At 72.4% G+C, this 17,101-nt stretch carries 10 protein-coding genes; 4 read left to right on the plus strand and 6 right to left on the minus strand.

Translation table 11 applies throughout. From position 1 onward, the window contains the following. Positions 1–96 precede the first annotated feature (96 nt). The gene (locus tag HUT19_RS44090; protein ID WP_303332307.1) at positions 97–219 is read left to right on the plus strand and encodes a hypothetical protein; all 123 of its coding nucleotides are present in this window, start codon (positions 97–99) and stop codon (positions 217–219) included. A gap of 74 nt (positions 220–293) precedes the next feature. Beyond that, positions 294–758, plus strand: a complete 465-nt coding sequence (locus HUT19_RS43620; protein ID WP_254885969.1) for a hypothetical protein — start codon at positions 294–296, stop codon at positions 756–758. A gap of 22 nt (positions 759–780) precedes the next feature. Here the strand turns inward: HUT19_RS43620 and HUT19_RS36260 are convergent, their stop codons facing one another. The 3 genes from HUT19_RS36260 to HUT19_RS36270 all read right to left on the minus strand — a co-directional run bounded on the left by HUT19_RS36260 (position 781) and on the right by HUT19_RS36270 (position 6,778). Continuing rightward, on the minus strand, positions 781–1,608 hold the full coding sequence (locus HUT19_RS36260; RefSeq protein ID WP_176184810.1) for an SAM-dependent methyltransferase: 828 nt from the start codon (positions 1,606–1,608) through the stop codon (positions 781–783). Positions 1,609–1,688: 80 nt separating this feature from the next. Further along, positions 1,689–4,034, minus strand: coding sequence for a SpoIIE family protein phosphatase (locus tag HUT19_RS36265; protein ID WP_254885970.1), 2,346 nt, complete (start codon positions 4,032–4,034; stop codon positions 1,689–1,691). A gap of 170 nt (positions 4,035–4,204) precedes the next feature. Further along, positions 4,205–6,778, minus strand: coding sequence for a polysaccharide lyase family 8 super-sandwich domain-containing protein (locus HUT19_RS36270; protein ID WP_176184814.1), 2,574 nt, complete (start codon positions 6,776–6,778; stop codon positions 4,205–4,207). A gap of 342 nt (positions 6,779–7,120) precedes the next feature. Between HUT19_RS36270 and HUT19_RS36275 the strand changes: the two genes are divergently transcribed. Beyond that, entirely contained in the window at positions 7,121–8,692 is a 1,572-nt protein-coding gene (locus HUT19_RS36275) for a phospholipid carrier-dependent glycosyltransferase (RefSeq protein ID WP_254886278.1), read from the plus strand. A 196-nt stretch (positions 8,693–8,888) separates the two neighbouring features. On the opposite strand, the gene HUT19_RS36280 is transcribed toward HUT19_RS36275, so the two are convergent. The 3 genes from HUT19_RS36280 to HUT19_RS36290 all read right to left on the minus strand — a co-directional run bounded on the left by HUT19_RS36280 (position 8,889) and on the right by HUT19_RS36290 (position 13,194). Further along, positions 8,889–10,919, minus strand: coding sequence for a glycoside hydrolase (locus HUT19_RS36280; protein ID WP_176184818.1), 2,031 nt, complete (start codon positions 10,917–10,919; stop codon positions 8,889–8,891). Positions 10,920–11,005: 86 nt separating this feature from the next. Next, positions 11,006–12,367 (minus strand): cell wall metabolism sensor histidine kinase WalK, encoded by a 1,362-nt coding sequence (locus tag HUT19_RS36285; RefSeq protein WP_176187712.1) that lies wholly within the window; start codon positions 12,365–12,367, stop codon positions 11,006–11,008. Positions 12,368–12,426: 59 nt separating this feature from the next. Next, complete coding sequence (locus HUT19_RS36290) at positions 12,427–13,194, minus strand: response regulator transcription factor (RefSeq protein WP_254885971.1); 768 nt, start codon at positions 13,192–13,194, stop codon at positions 12,427–12,429. 92 nt (positions 13,195–13,286) lie between these two features. Between HUT19_RS36290 and HUT19_RS36300 the strand changes: the two genes are divergently transcribed. Then, positions 13,287–17,099 (plus strand): GNAT family N-acetyltransferase, encoded by a 3,813-nt coding sequence (locus HUT19_RS36300; protein WP_254885972.1) that lies wholly within the window; start codon positions 13,287–13,289, stop codon positions 17,097–17,099. Positions 17,100–17,101: the final 2 nt, after the last annotated feature.

Consider the following 17,101-nt stretch of genomic DNA (forward strand, 5'->3'; position numbering starts at 1 on the left):
CACCACCACCGACCGCTGGACCGACTACTGCGAGCGACCTCATCCACCGCTGCCTGCAGCAGGGGCACGGTACGGCCCGAGGTGTCCGCGGAGGACGTGGCCGACCGACTCACCGCGCTCGTCGAGCAGCTCAGCAAGCGGTGGCTCAGCGGTTCCCTCACCCTGGACCGGGCCCGTGATCTGCTGTGTGGCGCCATCACCGCGGAACTCGGCCCCTGAACGCCGCCCCGCTGCCGTGCCATGGGCGTGCGGGGCCTCCTCCTGCGCCGCGAACTGCCGCTATGTTGTGCGCCATGCAGCCTCACGAGCCCGACTCCGCTCCCGTTCCGCCGCCCGCGTACGCGCCGTCCGTGCCGTACGCGCCACCGTCCCGTCGCCCCGTCGGCCCCCTGGTCACCGCGCTCGCGATCGGGCTGCTGCTCGGTGGCGGGGGAGTGGGCGCCGCCTGGGCGTTCGGGGGCGACGACAAGGACGCCCCCGGCTCCGGCCCGGCGGGCGACGCGCACACAGCCTGCGTGGCACTCGACGGATTCGACGAGACGAAGTACGGCACCAAGGGCAAGGACGGCGACATCGCCCTCAACCGCTTCGCCGCCGCGGGCGCCCTCGCGGTCTCGGCCGCCGCGGGCGATCGGCGTTACAAGCCGCTCGCCGAAGCCCTGCGCCGTTCACAGTTCGGCTACGCCCAGGAACTCGCGTTCAAAGGGGAGGTGAAGAAGGAGCTGACCAAGGCCCGTCGCCTCTGCGAGGACCTGTAGCCCGCCCGCCGGTCCGGGGGGCTCACGGCTTCCGGCCGACCCCGCCGAACATCGCCACCTCCTCGGGCTCGTCCCCGGAGGTGTCCTCCAGCCGCCACCGCGAACAGGAGACCACGCCCGGTTCCAGCAGCTCCGTACCGTCGAAGAACCGGGCGACCCGGTCCGGGGTGCGCTGGGTCAGCTTCGGGATGCCGTTCTCGTTCCAGAACGCGACCGCCTCGTCCACATCCGGCATCGACGGGCTGGAGATGGTGTGGGACAGCACCAGATGGCTTCCGGAGGGCAGGGCGTCCACCAGGCTGCGGACGATGCCGTACGGGTCCTCGTCGTCACCGATGAAGATCACCACACCCAGCAGCATCAGCGCGACGGGCCGGGTGAAGTCCAGGACCTTCCGGGCGCGTTCGAGGATGGTGTCGATGTCCCGCAGATCCGCGTCGAGGTAGTCGGTGACCCCCTCGGGAGTGCTGGTCAGCAGGGTGCGCGCATGGGCCAGCACCAGAGGGTCGTTGTCGACGTAGACCACCCGGGACTCCGGTGCGATCCGCTGCGCGACCTCATGGGTGTTGTCCGCGGTGGGCAAGCCCGTGCCGATGTCCAGGAACTGACGGATCCCCCGCTCGGCGGTCAGATACCGCACCGCACGGCCGAGGAACGCCCGGTCGGCCAGGGCGTAGTCACCGATCCCGGGGTGCAGCCTGCGGATCTGGTCGCCCGCCTGCTGGTCGACGACGTAGTAGTCCTTGCCACCGAGCCAGTAGTTCCAGATCCTGGCGGTGTGCGGCCGGGTGGTGTCGATCCGGCCGGCGACTCGTGCGGCGGAGTCGTAGGTTGCCTCATAGTCCGTCACGCCCGCGCCTCTCTCAAAAAGCGTAGCTGATACAGCTGTTGCACCCCCGCACTCTGCATAATCTAGACGATCCACCGCGATCAGGGCGCGGGGAGCGGCTGTTCGCACCAGATGACCTTGCCGGTCGGGGTGTGGCGGGTGCCCCAGCGCTGGGTGAGCTGCGCGACGAGCAGCAGGCCCCGGCCGCCCTCGTCGAGGACGCGGGCCCGGCGGGCGTGCGGGACGGTACTGCTGGCGTCGGACACCTCGCAGATCAGCGCGCGGTCGAGGATGAGCCGCAGCCGGATGGGGGCGGTGCCGTACCGGATGGCGTTGGTGACCAGCTCGCTGACGACCAGTTCGCTGACCACGGCCGTCTCCGCCAGGTCCCGTTCCGTCAGCCAGCGCACCGCGTCCGCCCGCACCTCGGCCACCGCGGCGGGGTCCGCCGGTACCTCCCAGGCCACGACCCGGTCCGCGTCCAGCCGCCGCAGCCGGGCCAGCAGCAGGGCCGCGTCGTCGCCGATACGGTCGGGGAGCATCGTGTCGACGACCTGGTCGCACAGCGTGTCCAGCCCCTCGGCGGGGAGCGTCAGGGCGTGGCGGAGGGTGTCCAGCCCGGCGTCCATACCGCGGCTGCGGGACTCCACCAGCCCGTCGGTGTAGATGGCGAGCAGACTGCCCTCCGGCAGCTCCGCCTCCAGCGCCTCGAACGGCAGCCCGCCCAGACCCAGCGGAGGCCCCGCGGGCAGGTCGAGGAAGGTGGCGGGGCCGTCCGGTGGGACCACCGCGGGGGCCGGATGACCGGCGCGGGCGAGGCTGCACCGGCCCGACACCGGGTCGTAGACGGCGTAGAGGCAGGTGGCGCCGAAGTCACCCGCCGTGGCCTCGTCCGCCTCCAGCTCTGGGGCGTCGTCCCGCCGCGCCACCAGGTCGTCCAGCTGGGTGAGCAACTCCTCGGGCGTCAGGTCGACTTCGGCCAGGGTGCGCAGGGCGGTGCGCAACCGGCCCATCGTGGCGGACGCCTGGAGACCGTGGCCGACCACATCCCCGACGACCAGCGCCACCCGCGCCCCGGACAGCGGAATCACATCGAACCAGTCGCCGCCGATCCCCGACCGGGCCGCCGCCGGAAGATAGCGGCTGGCCACCTCGGCCGCGGACTGCTCCGGCAGCCGCCGCGGCAGCAGACTGCGCTGCAACGCCAGGGCCGAGGCGCGCTCGTGGGTGTAGCGGCGGGCGTTGTCCAGACAGACCGCCGCACGCGCCACCAGCTCCTCGGCCAGGGAGAGATCCTCGGTGTCGAACGCCTCGGCCGTGGCGGACCGGACGAAGTCCACCACGCCCAGCGTGGTGCCCCGCGCGATCACCGGCACCACCAGCCATGAATGGAACCCGTACTGCATGGCCTTGGCGAACCGCTCGGGGTCCTCCTGCGTCGCCCAGGAGCGCAGTTCGTGGTCCATCACCCGGTGCAGCTCCGAACGGCTCGTCGCCAGGGCCCGGGCGTGCGGCGAGCGCGCCGAGTAGAACGCCACCTCGCCCACCTCGCTCACCGCCTCCGGCGCGCCCTCGCGCACGGACTGATTCGCCACCCGCCGCAGCACCGCCCCGGTGACCGGCCCCGGCGGCGGCTCCTCACCCCGCAACAGCGACTCCAGCAGATTCACGCTCACGAAGTCGGCGAGCCGGGGGACCACCAGCTCGGCCAGCTCCTGACCGGTGCGCATCACATCGAGGGTGCTGCCGATCCGGGTACTGGCCTCGTTCAGCAGGGCCAGCCGCTCCCGGCCGCGATGCTGCTCGGTGACATCGCGCGACGTGGCGCACAGCCCCACGATCCGGCCCTCCCGGTCGCGGAGCGGGGAGGCGGACATGGCGAAGAAGTGGTCGTGGTCCGGGTCCGCCCGGGTGCGCCCCTGGAGCACATAGCCCTCGTCCGCCCGCCCCGTCTCCAGCGCCCGCCGCATCCGCGCCTCCCACTCAGCGCTGCCGGGCCCGGTCACCGCGGCCGACAGCCCGCGCCCGACCCGGTGCTCACCCCGGATGCCGACGATGTGCTCCATCGCCGGGTTCTGCCGGACGAACCGCAGATCGGTGTCGTAGACGGCCAGGGCGACCGGGGAGCTGGTCAGCAGCCAGTCCGACAGGGACTCGCCACCCGGGAACGGCGCCTCCCCGGCCGAGGGCTCCGCCGTCAGCAGCCACAACGGTGCGTGATCGCCTCCCGCCAGCCGGTGTACTCGGACCCGGCAGGTCAGCCGATGGCCCTCGCGGTGGCGGAGCGCGAGCCGGCCGTGCCACTCCTGGCGGTCGGCCGACCACGGTGGCGCCCCCTCCAGCAGCTCGGTCACCGGACCCCCGACGGCTTGCGCGGGGCTGTGGCCGAGCAGCCGGGTGGCGGCCTCGCTCCAGACCACCACCTCGCCCGCCGCGTCGATCATCATCAATGGGCTGCCCGGAGCCGCGCCAGGCCGTATGGCCTCACCGCTGGGAGGGGCGCCCCGCGTGTCCATACCCTCCAGCGTGGTCCGAGAGCCGGACATACTCAAGCCGCTGGGCCGCCGTCCAGCCCCACGGGGCCCCGCCGTGACGCCGGGCCGTCGGATCGCCGGGGTCAGCGCAGCGTCGCGGTGAAGCTGCGCCCGTAGGCGTGGCGGGTGGTGACGTCGATCCGGGTGCCGCCGCGCACCCGGGAGACCCGGACCCCCTCGTCCGCCTCGAGCGCCCTCATCCTCCGGCCCCGGACCAGCACCGAGACCGTGTCCCGTTGAGTGGTCGGGTCCGCCACGGCGAGTGACACCGTGCCGTCGTGCGCCGCACCGCGGTGGGCCGCGCGCAGGATCACCGAGCCCGGTCCGTCGATCGACAGCAGTCCGGCGCGGTGGGTGCCCCGGGTGAACGCGTTGAGGGCGACCAGACCCAGCCCCCGGTGGCGGACGGCCTGCGCACGGGTGGTGTTCACCAGGACCGACAGCGGCCCGTCCGCGTACGCCCGCAGACCCTCCGCCGAGGCGTGCGGGACCAGGGCGTAGGCCATCGAGCGGTGCGGCACACCGGCCCGCTGCTCCACCGCGACCGAGAAGACCTGGGTGGTCACCGGGGTGTCGGGGTTGGACAGACGCACCGCACGGCGGCTGCGGGTGACGGTGTCGAGGGTCACGGTGGGCCGTGGTGTGTCGAGGAAGACATAGCCGACGGAGGTGGACCGGGTGGTGTTGCCGTAACGCAGCCACGCCAGCGGGGCCGTGCCGGTGCCGGACCACGGGGTGCCGTCGCGGAGCTGTCCGGTGACGGTGAGGGTGTCCGACGGCGGGGCGATCCGGCTGTCGACGGTCGTGGTCACCGCGCGCCCGGAGGAGTCGCCCACCCCGGCGGCGAGGACGACGATCTCGTCGTCGAACATGAACCACGACTTGGTGGCGTCCGCGTTGCGGTGGACGACGAAGTCGTCCGGCAGCTCGCCGTCCCGCTTCGCCGCGTACGCCACGTCGTCCGACTGCACCAGCCCGGCCGCACCGTACGCGCCGAGGGCGGCGCCACCGGAGAACGCGTGGGTGCCGCGCGGGAAGTACACATAGGTGTTCTGCGCTTCGGAGGAGGCGGTGAAGCCGCGCTCGGGGTTGTCGTACCAGAGCGTGCCGTACAGCTCGGGGACGGTGCGCCGGGTCTCCACGGGGGCGGTGACACCCGCCAGGCGGTAGGGCGGGACCGTGGTGAAGTAGTCGACGCCGAACGCCCGGGTCTGGTCCTGACCGGAGAGATAGAGGTAGTGGGCGCCGTCGCCCTGGAACCACGGCATCAGGTTCTCGCCGCTCATGTACTCGTACTTGCTGATCCTGGCCGAGCTGCGGGCCAGCGCGAAGGCGTACCCGGGGCGCCGGTGGACCGTCTTGTCCATGGCGTTGAACGCGATGTGGTGCGCGGCCGGGGTGAGGTCCTTCGCCGGGGCCGACGGATCGGCGAGGATGTCGGCGTAGCGGGCGATGCTCACCGGGGAGACGAACGCCGACGGATCGAGCGCGGCCTTGGAGGTGTTGCGGACGAACGCCACATAGCCCTTGAGCGCCGTGGCGTCCGTGCCGGTGGTGTGGCCGGAGAGGTCGACGACGGCCTCGACGACCTGGGTGACATCGGTGTACCCGGTGGTGGTCCGGGACACCCCGCGCCCCTTGACGATCTCCATCATCCAGCCCTCGAAGATCAGCGGGGCGAAGCCGTCCACGACCCAGCGCTGCGCGGTGCGCACGAGGTCCGCACCGCGCACATAGCCGGTGCCGTCGAGCATCTTGACGGTCTGCACCACACGGGTGAGCAGCCCCTTGCCGTAGGAGCCGGTGTAGGCAACCGAGGCGTGCTGGATGAAGGAACCGTCCGCGTAGAAGCCGTCGGTGACACCGTGCCGCGGGTGGTAGGGGTCGATCGTGGCCAGAACCGTCAGCTGGTCGGCCACCGCCTTGCTCACTCGGGTGTCGTCCTCCAGCACCGCCCCCTGGAGCATCCGGTTGGTGGTGATGTCCGCGAGGTTGGCGCCGGTGTGGAAACGGGAGTCCGGATCGACATCGCCGTCCTTGCCGTTGCGCAGATAGGCGTCCATCGAGGCCACGTAACCGGCGGTGAGGTCCGGCCGGTGGGCGGCGAGTGCGTCCCGCAGCAGCACCAGAATTCTGCTGACATGGGAGGAGATGCCGATCTCCCAGGTGAACCAGTTGCCGTAGTAGCCCTTCGACTGGTCGCCGTAGTAGTGCTCGTGAAGCCACACCAGACCGTCGATGACCCGCTGCTGGACGGCCGGGTCACCGCGCAGCGCGGACGGCGGTCCGCCGGGGACGCGGGTGGCGAGGGCGATCTCGTAGAGGTACTGGTACGAGGTCATCAGGTTGGGGTCGCTGGTGCCCAGCGGCAGCCCCTTGAAGAGTTCGCCCTCCCCGGCACCGTCCATCGCGGCGAGCCGGGAGCGGGCGGTGGTGGCGATGGCCGTGAGCTTGGCGGCCACTTCCGGCCGGGCGTTGGAGTCGGCGGTTCCGGCGAAGACGGCGACCGTGTTGTCGATCAGCGTGGCGTGGTCGGCGGCCGCGTCGGTGGCCGAGGCGGCCGGACGGGCCGCCGTCCGTGCGCGCGGCGGCTGGGCGAGAGCCGCCAGGGACACGGCGGGGGCCAGGGACAGCAGGTCACGACGTGAGAGAGGCACGGGATACGCTCCAACGCTCGCGAGGATGTGGATGGAAAGCGCTTGCGGCATTGAACCAACCCCGGCGTCCACTGTCACTAGCGGGCACCGGCCACCGGGTGATCGGCGCCACCACTGCTCCGAAGTGCGCAACTCTCGATCACTTTCTGATGGCGGGCCAGGGACGGGCGGGCCGGTGGGTTAACGTCTGTCGCTATGCAATGGGCTGGTGTCATCGACGGTGCGACCCGGGCCGTCACCGGACGGCGACCTGACCGGCCTCGGACGCGGGGCGTGCTCCGGGCGCTGCGGCGGCACCGGCGGCCGCTGTTCGTGCTCGCCGTGGTGGCGCTGCTCGTCCAGATGGCGGTGGCGATGGTCACCACGGCGGTGGAGCAGACGCCCACCATCGACGAGCCGGTGTACCTGGGCGCCGGGGTGGTCCAGGTCCAAGAGCACAGCCTGCGGTACAACCCCGAACATCCGCCCCTGGGCAAGCTGGTCATCGGGTCCGGGATGCTGTTCACCGATGCCCGTCCGGACCCCGGTTTCTCCGGCAATCAAACGGAGCTGGGCCGGCATCTGCTGTACGAATCGGGCAATGACCCCTGGCGGCTGATGCTCTGGGCCCGGCTGCCGGTGATCGCGCTGACGCTGCTGTTCGGTCTTGTCGTGCTGGCGCTCACCCGCGATCTCACGGGCCAAGTGGGCGCGTTGGCCGCGCTCGCGCTGTACACGTTCTCGCCCGATGTCATCGCCCACGGCTCCCTGGCCACGCTCGACGTCCCCATGGCGGGCTTTCTGCTGACATCGGTGTGGCTGCTGTGGCGGGCCAGACGGCGCCCGCTCAGGTGCCTTCCAGCGGCCGGGGTGGCACTCGGCGCGGCGGTGGCCACCAAGATGAGCGCGCTGGCGGCGGTGCCCGTGCTGCTGCCCCTGGCCGTGCTCTCGTTCTGGTGTGCCCGCCGGGCGGGGAACCCCGAACCGCTCGATCTCCGCGGGGCGGTGCGGCTGCTCGCCCGCGGTGTCGCGGCGGCGGTCGGGGTGGGACTGGTGGCGCTGGCCGTGGTGTGGGCGAGCTATCTGGCCGTCGATCCCCGGCTGCGCTGGACCACACCGCCGCAGGTGCCGGACCTCCGGGGCCTGCGCGAACTCGCCGTCGAGTGGATGCCGTTCCCCGAGCCCTTCCGGGACGGGATGCGCATCCAGTTCCGCTTCGAGTACGCGCGGCACCACGGCTATCTCTTCGGCCACCACTACATCGGCTCGTTCTGGTACTACCTGCCCGTGGCGCTGCTGGTGAAGACACCGCTGGGCATGCTGGCGCTGTGGGCGGCCGGTGCCGTGGCGCTGGTGGCGGTCCGCCGGTTCCGCCCCGCGGCGCCGTACCTCCTCGTTCCCTCGGCCGTACTGATGCTCGCGGCCATGGACGGGTCCCGCGACTTCGGAGTCCGCTACGTGGTCTTCCTGCCGATGTTCCTGGCGGTCGCCGCGGGGTGTGCCACCGCCGTGCGATGGCGCTGGAGCCACGCCGTGACCGCGGTGCTGGTGGTGTGGGTCGCGGTCAGCTCGCTGCGGACGTACCCCTTCTATCTCCCGTACGCCAACGAGGCGTTCGGCGGACCGTCGCGGACCCACCGCTATCTGCACGACTCCAATGTGGACTGGGGGCAGGACCTGGGACGGCTCGCCGACCGCCTCCGGACGCGCTATCCGCGAGAGCGGGTCTGGCTCGTCTACAAGGGCAGCGGGGTGCCGTCCGCGTACGGCATCGAGGCGTCCGACCCGCGCGGGTCGGCCCCGGAGCGGGTGCACGGTCTGCTCGCGGTGTCGGACTCCTCGGCCGCCCTGGCCGGCGGACGGCTGGCCGACCTCCTCGACAGCAGCACACCGGTCGAGGAGGTCGGCCACTCCATCACCCTCTACCGCCGGTGACCCTGTCCAGTGCCGCGTCAGCCAAGGTGTGCCCGGTGGCGAGGCGTCCTGGTGCGTGCGATCGCAAGGCGGCGGGGAAGCCCTCGTAGTGGGCCTGCCCGGACTTTCGGCCAGCGCAGGGAGAGGGGGCACCTCCCAGCGGTAGCTGGGGGAGCGTGCCAGGGCGGCGAGCGGGGCGAGCCTTGGCTGACGGGGCCTAGGACCCGCCCGTCACCGAGGCCGGGCACAGCCGCCGGGCTGCGCCGTCATCGCGGAGCTTGGCGTCCACACAGCCACCGGGCAGGCCCTTGTGGGGTGTGCTGCCGAAGTTGGCGGTGACAGTGAGGGTGCCGTCGCCGAAGACGGTGCGCTGCACGGTGCGATCGGCGGTCAGCGCGCGGAAGTCCGTCAGGGGCTCGGTACCGGCGGCCCGGTGCAGCGGGGCGAAGTACTTCTGGAGGGCGGCGAGTTCACGGCCGCCCTTCTCCAGCGAGTCACCGGTGAGCACGAAGTTGAGCGGGGTGTTGTAGAGCATGGCGAGCAGCGCGCGGTCGGTCTTCTGCCGCGGCAGCTTGTCGTACGACAGCTCCCAGCGCTCGGTGTTCACCAGGGAGTCGTGGAGCGCGGTCTCGTACAGCGGCACCCGGTAGACCGGGTCGTACATCGCCTTCGCCACGTCGGCGGGCAGCTCCGCGGGCTTGAAGAAGACACCCGGCGCGTCGGCGGGCGCGTAGCCGCCCCAGGTCTCCCTGTCCCGCTGGGCCGTCCACAGACCGCCCGCCACCGGGGTGCCCGAGCCGTGGTCGAAGGCGAGCAACCGGTTGGCCCAGGCCCCGGCGGACTCGGAGCCCAGGACGAGGCCGCGGTCGGACAGGCGCTTCATCCGGGCCAGCCGGTTGGCGCGGTCGTCCGCCTTGGTCATGGGGTGGGCGGTGCTGTGGTCGCGGAACAGCTCACCGGCCGCGTCCACATCGAGGAAGTAACTGTCGGCTCCCGCCTCGGTCATCTCGCGGGTGCGGTCGGCGAGGTAGTGGTGGCGCGGCTCGGCCTTCTCGAACGCCTCGGAGCTGAGGTAGCAGCCGCGGTCGTGGAAGCCGGGGACGGGCTTGCCGTCGGCGTCCCGGACACAGAAGTCCGGGTACACCCGGCCCGGCCAGGTGGACGTCGGCGCGTCGGAGGTGGCCGGGTCCTGGCCGTTGGCGAACGAGTCGTACGGGCCGACGAGATAGCCCGCCTTCTTCGCGGCCGCGGTGGCCGCGGCGTCCATGGGGCGGTCGTCGGCGTCGTAGCCGAGCCACATGCGGTTCACCCCGAGTCCGCGCAACCTGCCCACGAAATCGGCCTTGCGGGCGTCGCCCCACAGATAGGCGTGGAAGGCGCCGAGCAGCTTGGCCGTGGCCGGCGTCCGCCGGATCTTCTCCCGCAGGCTGCTGAGCTGCCCGTGCTCGCCGAGCCAGGCTCGGTAGTCCCGGGCGGAGGCCACCGGGGAGCCATCGGTGAGCGAGAAGGCGACGGTGTACCGCGTGGTGCCCTCGGCGCGCGAGAAGCGGTGGGTGGCGGCGGTGCGCAGTCGGCCCCCGTCGGAGGTGACGCGCAGTGCGGTGCCGATGTCGGTGGGCACGAGATAGCTCACGCCCTGTCGGCCGCCGAGCGTATAGCCCCACAGCGGCATCGACAGATCCGACTCCATGGCCATGTCGGTGTCGACCAGATCGGCCCGGGAGGAGTTCCAGAAGCGGTCGGCCACCGGCAGCGACAGCCCTTCCCCGCGCGGCAGCTGGACGGCCGAGACACGCCGGTCGGTGCCCGTGACCGGCCACGACAGGGTGCGGGCGGCGTTGGCGGTGGCCTTGCCGGTGGCCGTGACCGACAGCACCAGACGGCCGTTGTCACCGGCGCGGGCGGTGACGTCCAGCCCGCTGTCCGGATAGCTCCAGCGGGCGGTGCCCGGTGAGGTGGTCACGGAGCCCGGCTTACCGGGTGCGGTGGCGGCGGGTGCGGACAGTTCCACGGTCCCCTGGCCGGTACGGGCCGTGACCCGCAGCGATGCGGTGTCCACGGTGGCGGTGCCGCCCCGCACCGGGACCTCCACACGATGGGCACCGACCACGACCGGCCGTGGTGCGGCCCGCGTCCCGGAGTGGGCGGTGGAGGCGAGAGTGGTCCAGGCGAGGGCGAGACAGGACACCGCGCCTGCCAGGGCCGCCACGGCGGTCACCCGCGACCGGGTGAAGTGTGTGCGTTTCATGGGACGTTGATAACGAGCCGATATAAGAGGGCTTCTAAGAACGGCGCCGGAGGGCGCCTTGGAACGGCCCCGGGAAGGGGCTGTCCCTACGCCTCCGGGTCCACACGGCCGGACCGGTGTCGCGGGATGCGCAGCCGGAACAGCGCACCGCCGCCGTCGGCCGCCTCGGCGGTGAGCGCGGCGCCGTGGGCCCGGGCGATCTGCCGGGCCATGGCCAGTCCCAGCCCCGAACCGGGCAGGGCGCGTGCCTGCCGGGAGCGGTAGAAGCGGTCGAAGACATACGGCAGGTCCTCGGCGGAGATACCGGGCCCGTGGTCGCGGACGGTGAGGTCGACGGCGTGTTCGCCGGTGGTGAGCCGGACCTCCACCCCGGCGCCGGGCGGGCTGAACTTGGCGGCGTTGTCCAGCAGGTTGGTCAGCAGCCGGGCCAGCCGTGCGGGCACCCCGTCCACGGTGTGTTCGGCCAGGTCCGCGGTGAAGGCGGTGTGCGCCCAGTGCGAGCGCGCCTCCTCGACACAGCGCGCGGCCAGCAGATCCAGCCGCACCGGCTCCACCAGCGGCTGCGGTTCCTCGTCCCGCGCCAGTTCGATCAGATCGTTGACCAGGCCGGTCACCTCGCGCAGCTGGCCGCCGAGCGCCGAAGCGGCCCGGTCCCGCTGCGCGGGGGACAGCCGGTCGGCGCGGGCCAGCAGCTCGGCGTTGGTGCGCAGCGCGGTCAGCGGGGTGCGCAGCTCGTGGGAGGCGTCGGCCACCAGACGCCGCTGGGCGGCCACCGACTCCTCGAGTTCGCCGAGCATGGTGTTGAAGCTCCCGGCCAGCCGGGTGATCTCGTCCCCGCGGCGCCCCCGCTCCGGCGGGAGTTCGATGCGATGGGCCGGGTCGCGGGTCACGGCGATCCGTTCGGCGGTGGCGGTGAGCCGGGTGACGGGCGCCAGCGCCCGGCGGGAGGCGAGATAGCCGAGCCCGGCGGCGAGCAGCGCCCCCGCCCCGCCGATGGCGGCGAGCAGCCAGGCGGCCTGGCGTTCGCCCTGCTGCACGGTGTCGGACCGCAGGGCGAGCTGGAGCGCGCGATGCCCGCGCAGCGGGGTGGTCAGCGTTCGCATCCGGTGTCCGCGCACGGTGACCTCGCTGTAGTACGCACCGCGGGAGCCCGCGGCCACCTGGCGGGTGGCGTCGGTGACCGGCACCACCAGCTCCTTGCCGCCCGGGTGCCCCGGAGTGCCGGTCCTCGGGGTGACGACCTGGGCACAGGCCGGGGCGGCCAGCCAGCGGCATTCGCCGTACAGCGTCCCGGTGCCCTCGTCGCGCCGGTCCTGCGCCAGCAGGGTGGCCTGCTGGGTGAGCTGGAGGTCGAGCTGACGCACCAGCTCGTAGCGGATGACCACGTACGCGGCGGCGCACACCCCGACCGTGACCAGCGCCACCGCCGCCGAGGTGATCAGCGCCATCCGGGTGCGCAGCGGCAGACGGCCCGTCAGACGTCCTCCTCCGGCCCGGCGGGCGGCGCTCAACGCTCGGCCAGTTCGTAGCCGGTGCCGTGCACCGTGTGGACCAGCCGCGGGGCGCCGTCCGCCTCGAGTTTGCGGCGCAGATAGCCGATGTACACGGCCAGCGAGTTGGAGTCCGTGGCGAACTCGGTGCCCCACACCAGCTCCTGGATCAGCTCTCGCGGCAGCACCTGGCCCGGATGGCGGAGGAACACCTCCAGCAGCGCGAACTCGGTACGGGTGAACTCCATCCGCCGTCCGCCGCGCACTCCGGTGCGGCTCTCCGGATCGACGGTCAGATCGGCGAAGGTCAGCACACCGGACACGTTCTCGTCGAGGGCGTCGGCGGGCGCGGCGCGGCGCAGCAGCGCCCGCAGCCGGGCCAGCAGCTCATCCAGCGCGAACGGCTTGACCAGGTAGTCGTCGGCTCCCGCATCGAGGCCCGCCACCCGCTCGCTGATCTCGTCCCGGGCGGTGAGCACCAGGACGGGTGTACGGTCGCCGAGCCCGCGCAGCCGACGGCACACCGCCAGGCCGTCCATCACCGGCATGGCCAGGTCCAGCACGATGGCGTCCGGCGGCTCGGCGGCCACCGCGCTGAGCGCCGCCAGACCGTCCCCGGCCTCCCGCACCACGTACCCCTCCACGGTCAGCCCGTCCACGAGGGCGGCGCGCACCTCCGGGTCGTCGTCCACGACCAGCACGGCCGCCGTCCGGGGATCGTCGGGCTTGCCCCGCCCGGGCGAAGGCTTCCCCCGGCCGGACGGGGAGGAGGCGGCAGCGGACATCACAGGGCCTTTCCGGTGGGCGCAGGTCAGTCCCTACCCTGGCAGAACGCGCTCCGAGAACCCTCTTAGCCGCCATGGGTCACAATCGGCGGGTGCAGATCCTGTCCTTCCCCGAGACCGACACACCGCCCCCGCTCCGCGTCCAGGTGTGGGAGCTCCAGCAGGAGGCGTGGCCCCCGGCGGACCCCGGGGCCGAGGGCGAACCACGGCCCGTCCACGACCCCGCGCTGCGTCCGCTGTCGATACTGCTCGTGGACGACGACGGCACATACGACGAGGAGAAGGGCGGCACGGTGCTGGCCGCCCTGGACATCCTCACCAAGACGATCACCCACGCGGGCCGGTCCTACCGGGCCGGGGGACTGAGCACCGTGGTGACCCGGCGGGCGGTACGCGGCCGGGGACACGGTGCGCGTCTCGTCGCCGCCGCCCACCGCACCATGGCCGCCTCCGGGCTCGACCTGGGCGTGTTCACCTGCGACCGGCCGCTGCTGGACTTCTACACGGGAGCGGGATGGCAGCCGCTGCCCGGCACGGTGCTCGTGGGAGGCACACAGGAGGCCCCCGTGCCGAGCGACGAGCCCTCCGCCACCGCGCCGACTTCCTCTCCGCCCGGATCGAGCTGTACCCCGGTGAGATCGACCGCCTGTGGTGACCGGCGCCGGGGACACGGCCCGTTAGTCCAACACCCGCGCGCACTTGTCCATGGGCGGCCGCCCCGCCGCGGTCCCAGGGTGGAGCACTGTTCCCACCAGCGAGGCGGAGGAGCCGGCGCGTTGACTCACACAGAGGAGAGGCGGCCCGAGGAGGGGCGTCCCGGCCGCAGAGCGGTCGTGGTGACCACCACACTGGCCGGAATCGGAACGGCCATCGGCGCGGGCGGTGGCACCGCGCACGCCCGCGAGGCCGCACACGCCCGCGCCACCGAGCGCACGCTGCGGTCGAAACGGCTGGAGGTCCGGGTGGATGCGGACTTCCCGCGCATCGTCGCGTACACCGACCGCGGCACCGGCGCGGTGCTGTACGGACAGCGGGAGCCGGTCCGTTCGGTGCTCATCGACGGCACCGAACGCACTCCCCGCACGACCGCCGTCACCAGCGGCCCGGACCACATCACCTACACCCTCGCCTTCGGCGCGGACACCTCCGCCCCGGACGCCGAGCTCGACATCCGGATACGGGTCAGCGGATGGCAGACCGACTGGCGGGTCACCCGGATCGCCGACACCGACGCCCTGCGCGTGGGCACCCTGCGCATCCCCAAACTCGCGTTCCTCAGCGTCCGCGCCGACCAGCCGGGCGCCACCCTGCTGGCCGCCCGGGTCGAACTCGACAAGGCCAAGAGCGGTGACACCTTCGTCCGCCCCGCGGCCGACACCCCCACCGACAGCGAGCCGATCGGCTGCGCCTACGCCGTGGTCTGTACCGACCGGCTCGCCGCCGCCGTCGAGACCAACACGGTCTGGGACAAGCCCACCGCCGCCGCGGGCACCACCTGGGAGAACGGACGGCTGCGGCGGCAGACGGTGCGGGAGGACGGCCGGATCACCGCCCGGCTCATGTGCGGGGAGTGGACGCATCGGGCCGCCACCGCCGCCGTCGGTGACACCGAGCCACTGCCCTGGGCCACCGTGATCCTCACCCGGGACCGCAACGGCGACGGTGTGGTCGACTGGCAGGACGCCGCCATCGCCTTCCGCGACATCATGGTCAACCCGCTCGGCGCCGACGAGCAGCATCTGCGGGTCGTCCCGCACATCCCGTTCAACTTCGCCAGCCAGGCCACCAACCCCTTCCTCGACACCCTCGACAACGTCAAACGCATCGCCCTGGCCACCGACGGCCTGCGGCAGTACACCCTGCTCAAGGGCTACCAGTCGGAAGGCCATGACTCCGCGCACCCCGACTACGCGGGCAACTACAACACCCGCGCCGGGGGCCTGGCCGACCTCAACACCCTGCTGCGCGCCGGACGCCGCTGGAACAGCGACTTCGCGGTGCACGTCAACGCCACCGAGTCCTATCCGGTGGCGCACGCCTTCTCCGAGACACTCGTCGACAGAAACGACAAGCAGTGGGACTGGCTCGACCAGTCCTACCGCATCGACGCCCGCCGCGACCTGGTCTCCGGCGACATCATCCGGCGCTTCCAGGACCTGCGCAACGACACCGACCCGGCCCTCAACACCCTCTATATCGACGTCTTCCGCGAGTCCGGCTGGAACTCCGACCGGCTCCAGCGGGCCCTGCGCGACCAGGGCTGGTACCTCACCACCGAATGGGGCCACGGTCTGGAGCGCTCCTCGCTGTGGTCGCACTGGGCCACCGAGACCGACTACGGTCCGGACACCTCGCGCGGTATCAACTCCCGGCTCATCCGCTTCGTCCGCAACCACCAGAAGGACGTCTTCGCCGACAAGTGGCCGACCCTGCTCGGCATCGCCCGGATGGGCAACTTCGAGGGCTGGACCGGCAAAACCGACTGGACCGACTTCTACCGGCTCATCTGGACCCACAGCCTGCCCGCCAAATACCTCCAGGCGTATCCCATCCGCACCTGGGACGAGCACGAGATCACCTTCGAGGGACCCGGCCGGACCTCGGTCACCGACACCGGAGGCGTCCGCCGCATCACCACCGACGGACGGCTGGTCTACGACGGCGGTGGCTATCTGCTGCCCTGGGAACCGTGCGAGGCCACCGACCCCGGCAAGCTCTACCACTACAACCCGGCAGGCGGCACCACGCGTTGGCGGCTGCCGCGCGGCTGGTCGGGGCTGCGGTCCGTGGTCCTGTACCGCCTCACCGACCAGGGCCGCGCCGACGCCGTCACCCTGCCGGTGCACGGTGATGGTGTCAGCATCGCCGCAGACCCCGGCGTCCCCTATGTGGTGCTGCGCACCCGCTCCCGTGCCCAGACGGCACCCGGCTGGGGCGAGGGCACCCCGCTGTACGACCCCGGATTCCACTCCGGCTCGCTGCGCGGCTGGCAGACCACCGGCCCGGCGGCCGTCGAACGCGGCGCACTGGGCGACTACGAACTGGTCGTCGGCGACGGCGCGGCCGCCACCGTGGCCCAGCGGCTCGGCCGGCTCGCCCCCGGCGGCTATGTGGCCTCCGTACAGGTGGAAGTGGGTGCGAAGGCCGGTGAACGGCGGCGGGCCGCGCTGCGGGTGCACACCTCCGACGGCGTCACCGCGGAGAACTGGACCGAGACCTCGACGGCCGACAACCACATGGCCGCCGACCGCAAGCACGGCACCCGTTTCCAGCGGATGTTCACCCACTTCACCGTCCCCGACGGCGGTGGACCGGTCACCCTCACCCTCGCCGTGGCCGAAGGGCGGGCCCGGGTCCGCTTCGACCGGCTGCGGGTGGTGCGGGCACAGCGCACCGAGAAGCCCGGCACCCTGGTGTACGAGGACTTCGAGCGGGTGCCGCAGGGGTGGGGCCCGTTCGTGAAGGGCGACGCGGGCGGTGTCACCGACCCCCGGACCCATATCGCCCAGCGGCACGCCCCGTTCACCCAGGCCGGATGGAACGGCAAGGTGATCGACGATGTGCTCGAGGGCGGCCAGTCCCTCAAGTCGCGCGGTGAGAACGCGGGTCTGGTCTATCGCACGGTGCCGCACACCGCCCGCTTCCGGCCCGGTCGGCGCTACCGCGTGAGCCTGGTCTATGCCAACGAGGCGGCAGGTCAGTACGCGTGGATCACCGCCGTGGACGAGCCCGGGGCGCGGGAGCTGGAGCGCACCCCGTTGCCCGCCGCCACCGGGCGGGCCACCCACACCTACACCGTCACCGCCCCCGCGGACGGTGAGATGTGGGTGGGGCTGCGGAAGACCGGTGACAGCGGAACCGCGGAGTTCACCCTCGACTCCTTCGCCGTGGAGGAGCTGGACTGACA

The organism is Streptomyces sp. NA02950 (assembly GCF_013364155.1).
In the GTDB taxonomy this organism is placed as follows: domain Bacteria; phylum Actinomycetota; class Actinomycetes; order Streptomycetales; family Streptomycetaceae; genus Streptomyces.

Bases quoted from the DNA above. Each gene is read 5' to 3' on its own strand.
- HUT19_RS43620 (WP_254885969.1), top strand. From the start codon at position 294: ATGCAGCCTCACGAGCCCGACTCCGCTCCCGTTCCGCCGCCCGCGTAC.
- HUT19_RS36280 (WP_176184818.1), bottom strand. From the start codon at position 10,919: ATGAAACGCACACACTTCACCCGGTCGCGGGTGACCGCCGTGGCGGCC.
- HUT19_RS36290 (WP_254885971.1), bottom strand. From the start codon at position 13,194: ATGTCCGCTGCCGCCTCCTCCCCGTCCGGCCGGGGGAAGCCTTCGCCC.
- HUT19_RS36275 (WP_254886278.1), top strand. From the start codon at position 7,121: ATGGCGGTGGCGATGGTCACCACGGCGGTGGAGCAGACGCCCACCATC.
- HUT19_RS36265 (WP_254885970.1), bottom strand. From the start codon at position 4,034: ATGATGATCGACGCGGCGGGCGAGGTGGTGGTCTGGAGCGAGGCCGCC.
- HUT19_RS36285 (WP_176187712.1), bottom strand. From the start codon at position 12,367: ATGGCGCTGATCACCTCGGCGGCGGTGGCGCTGGTCACGGTCGGGGTG.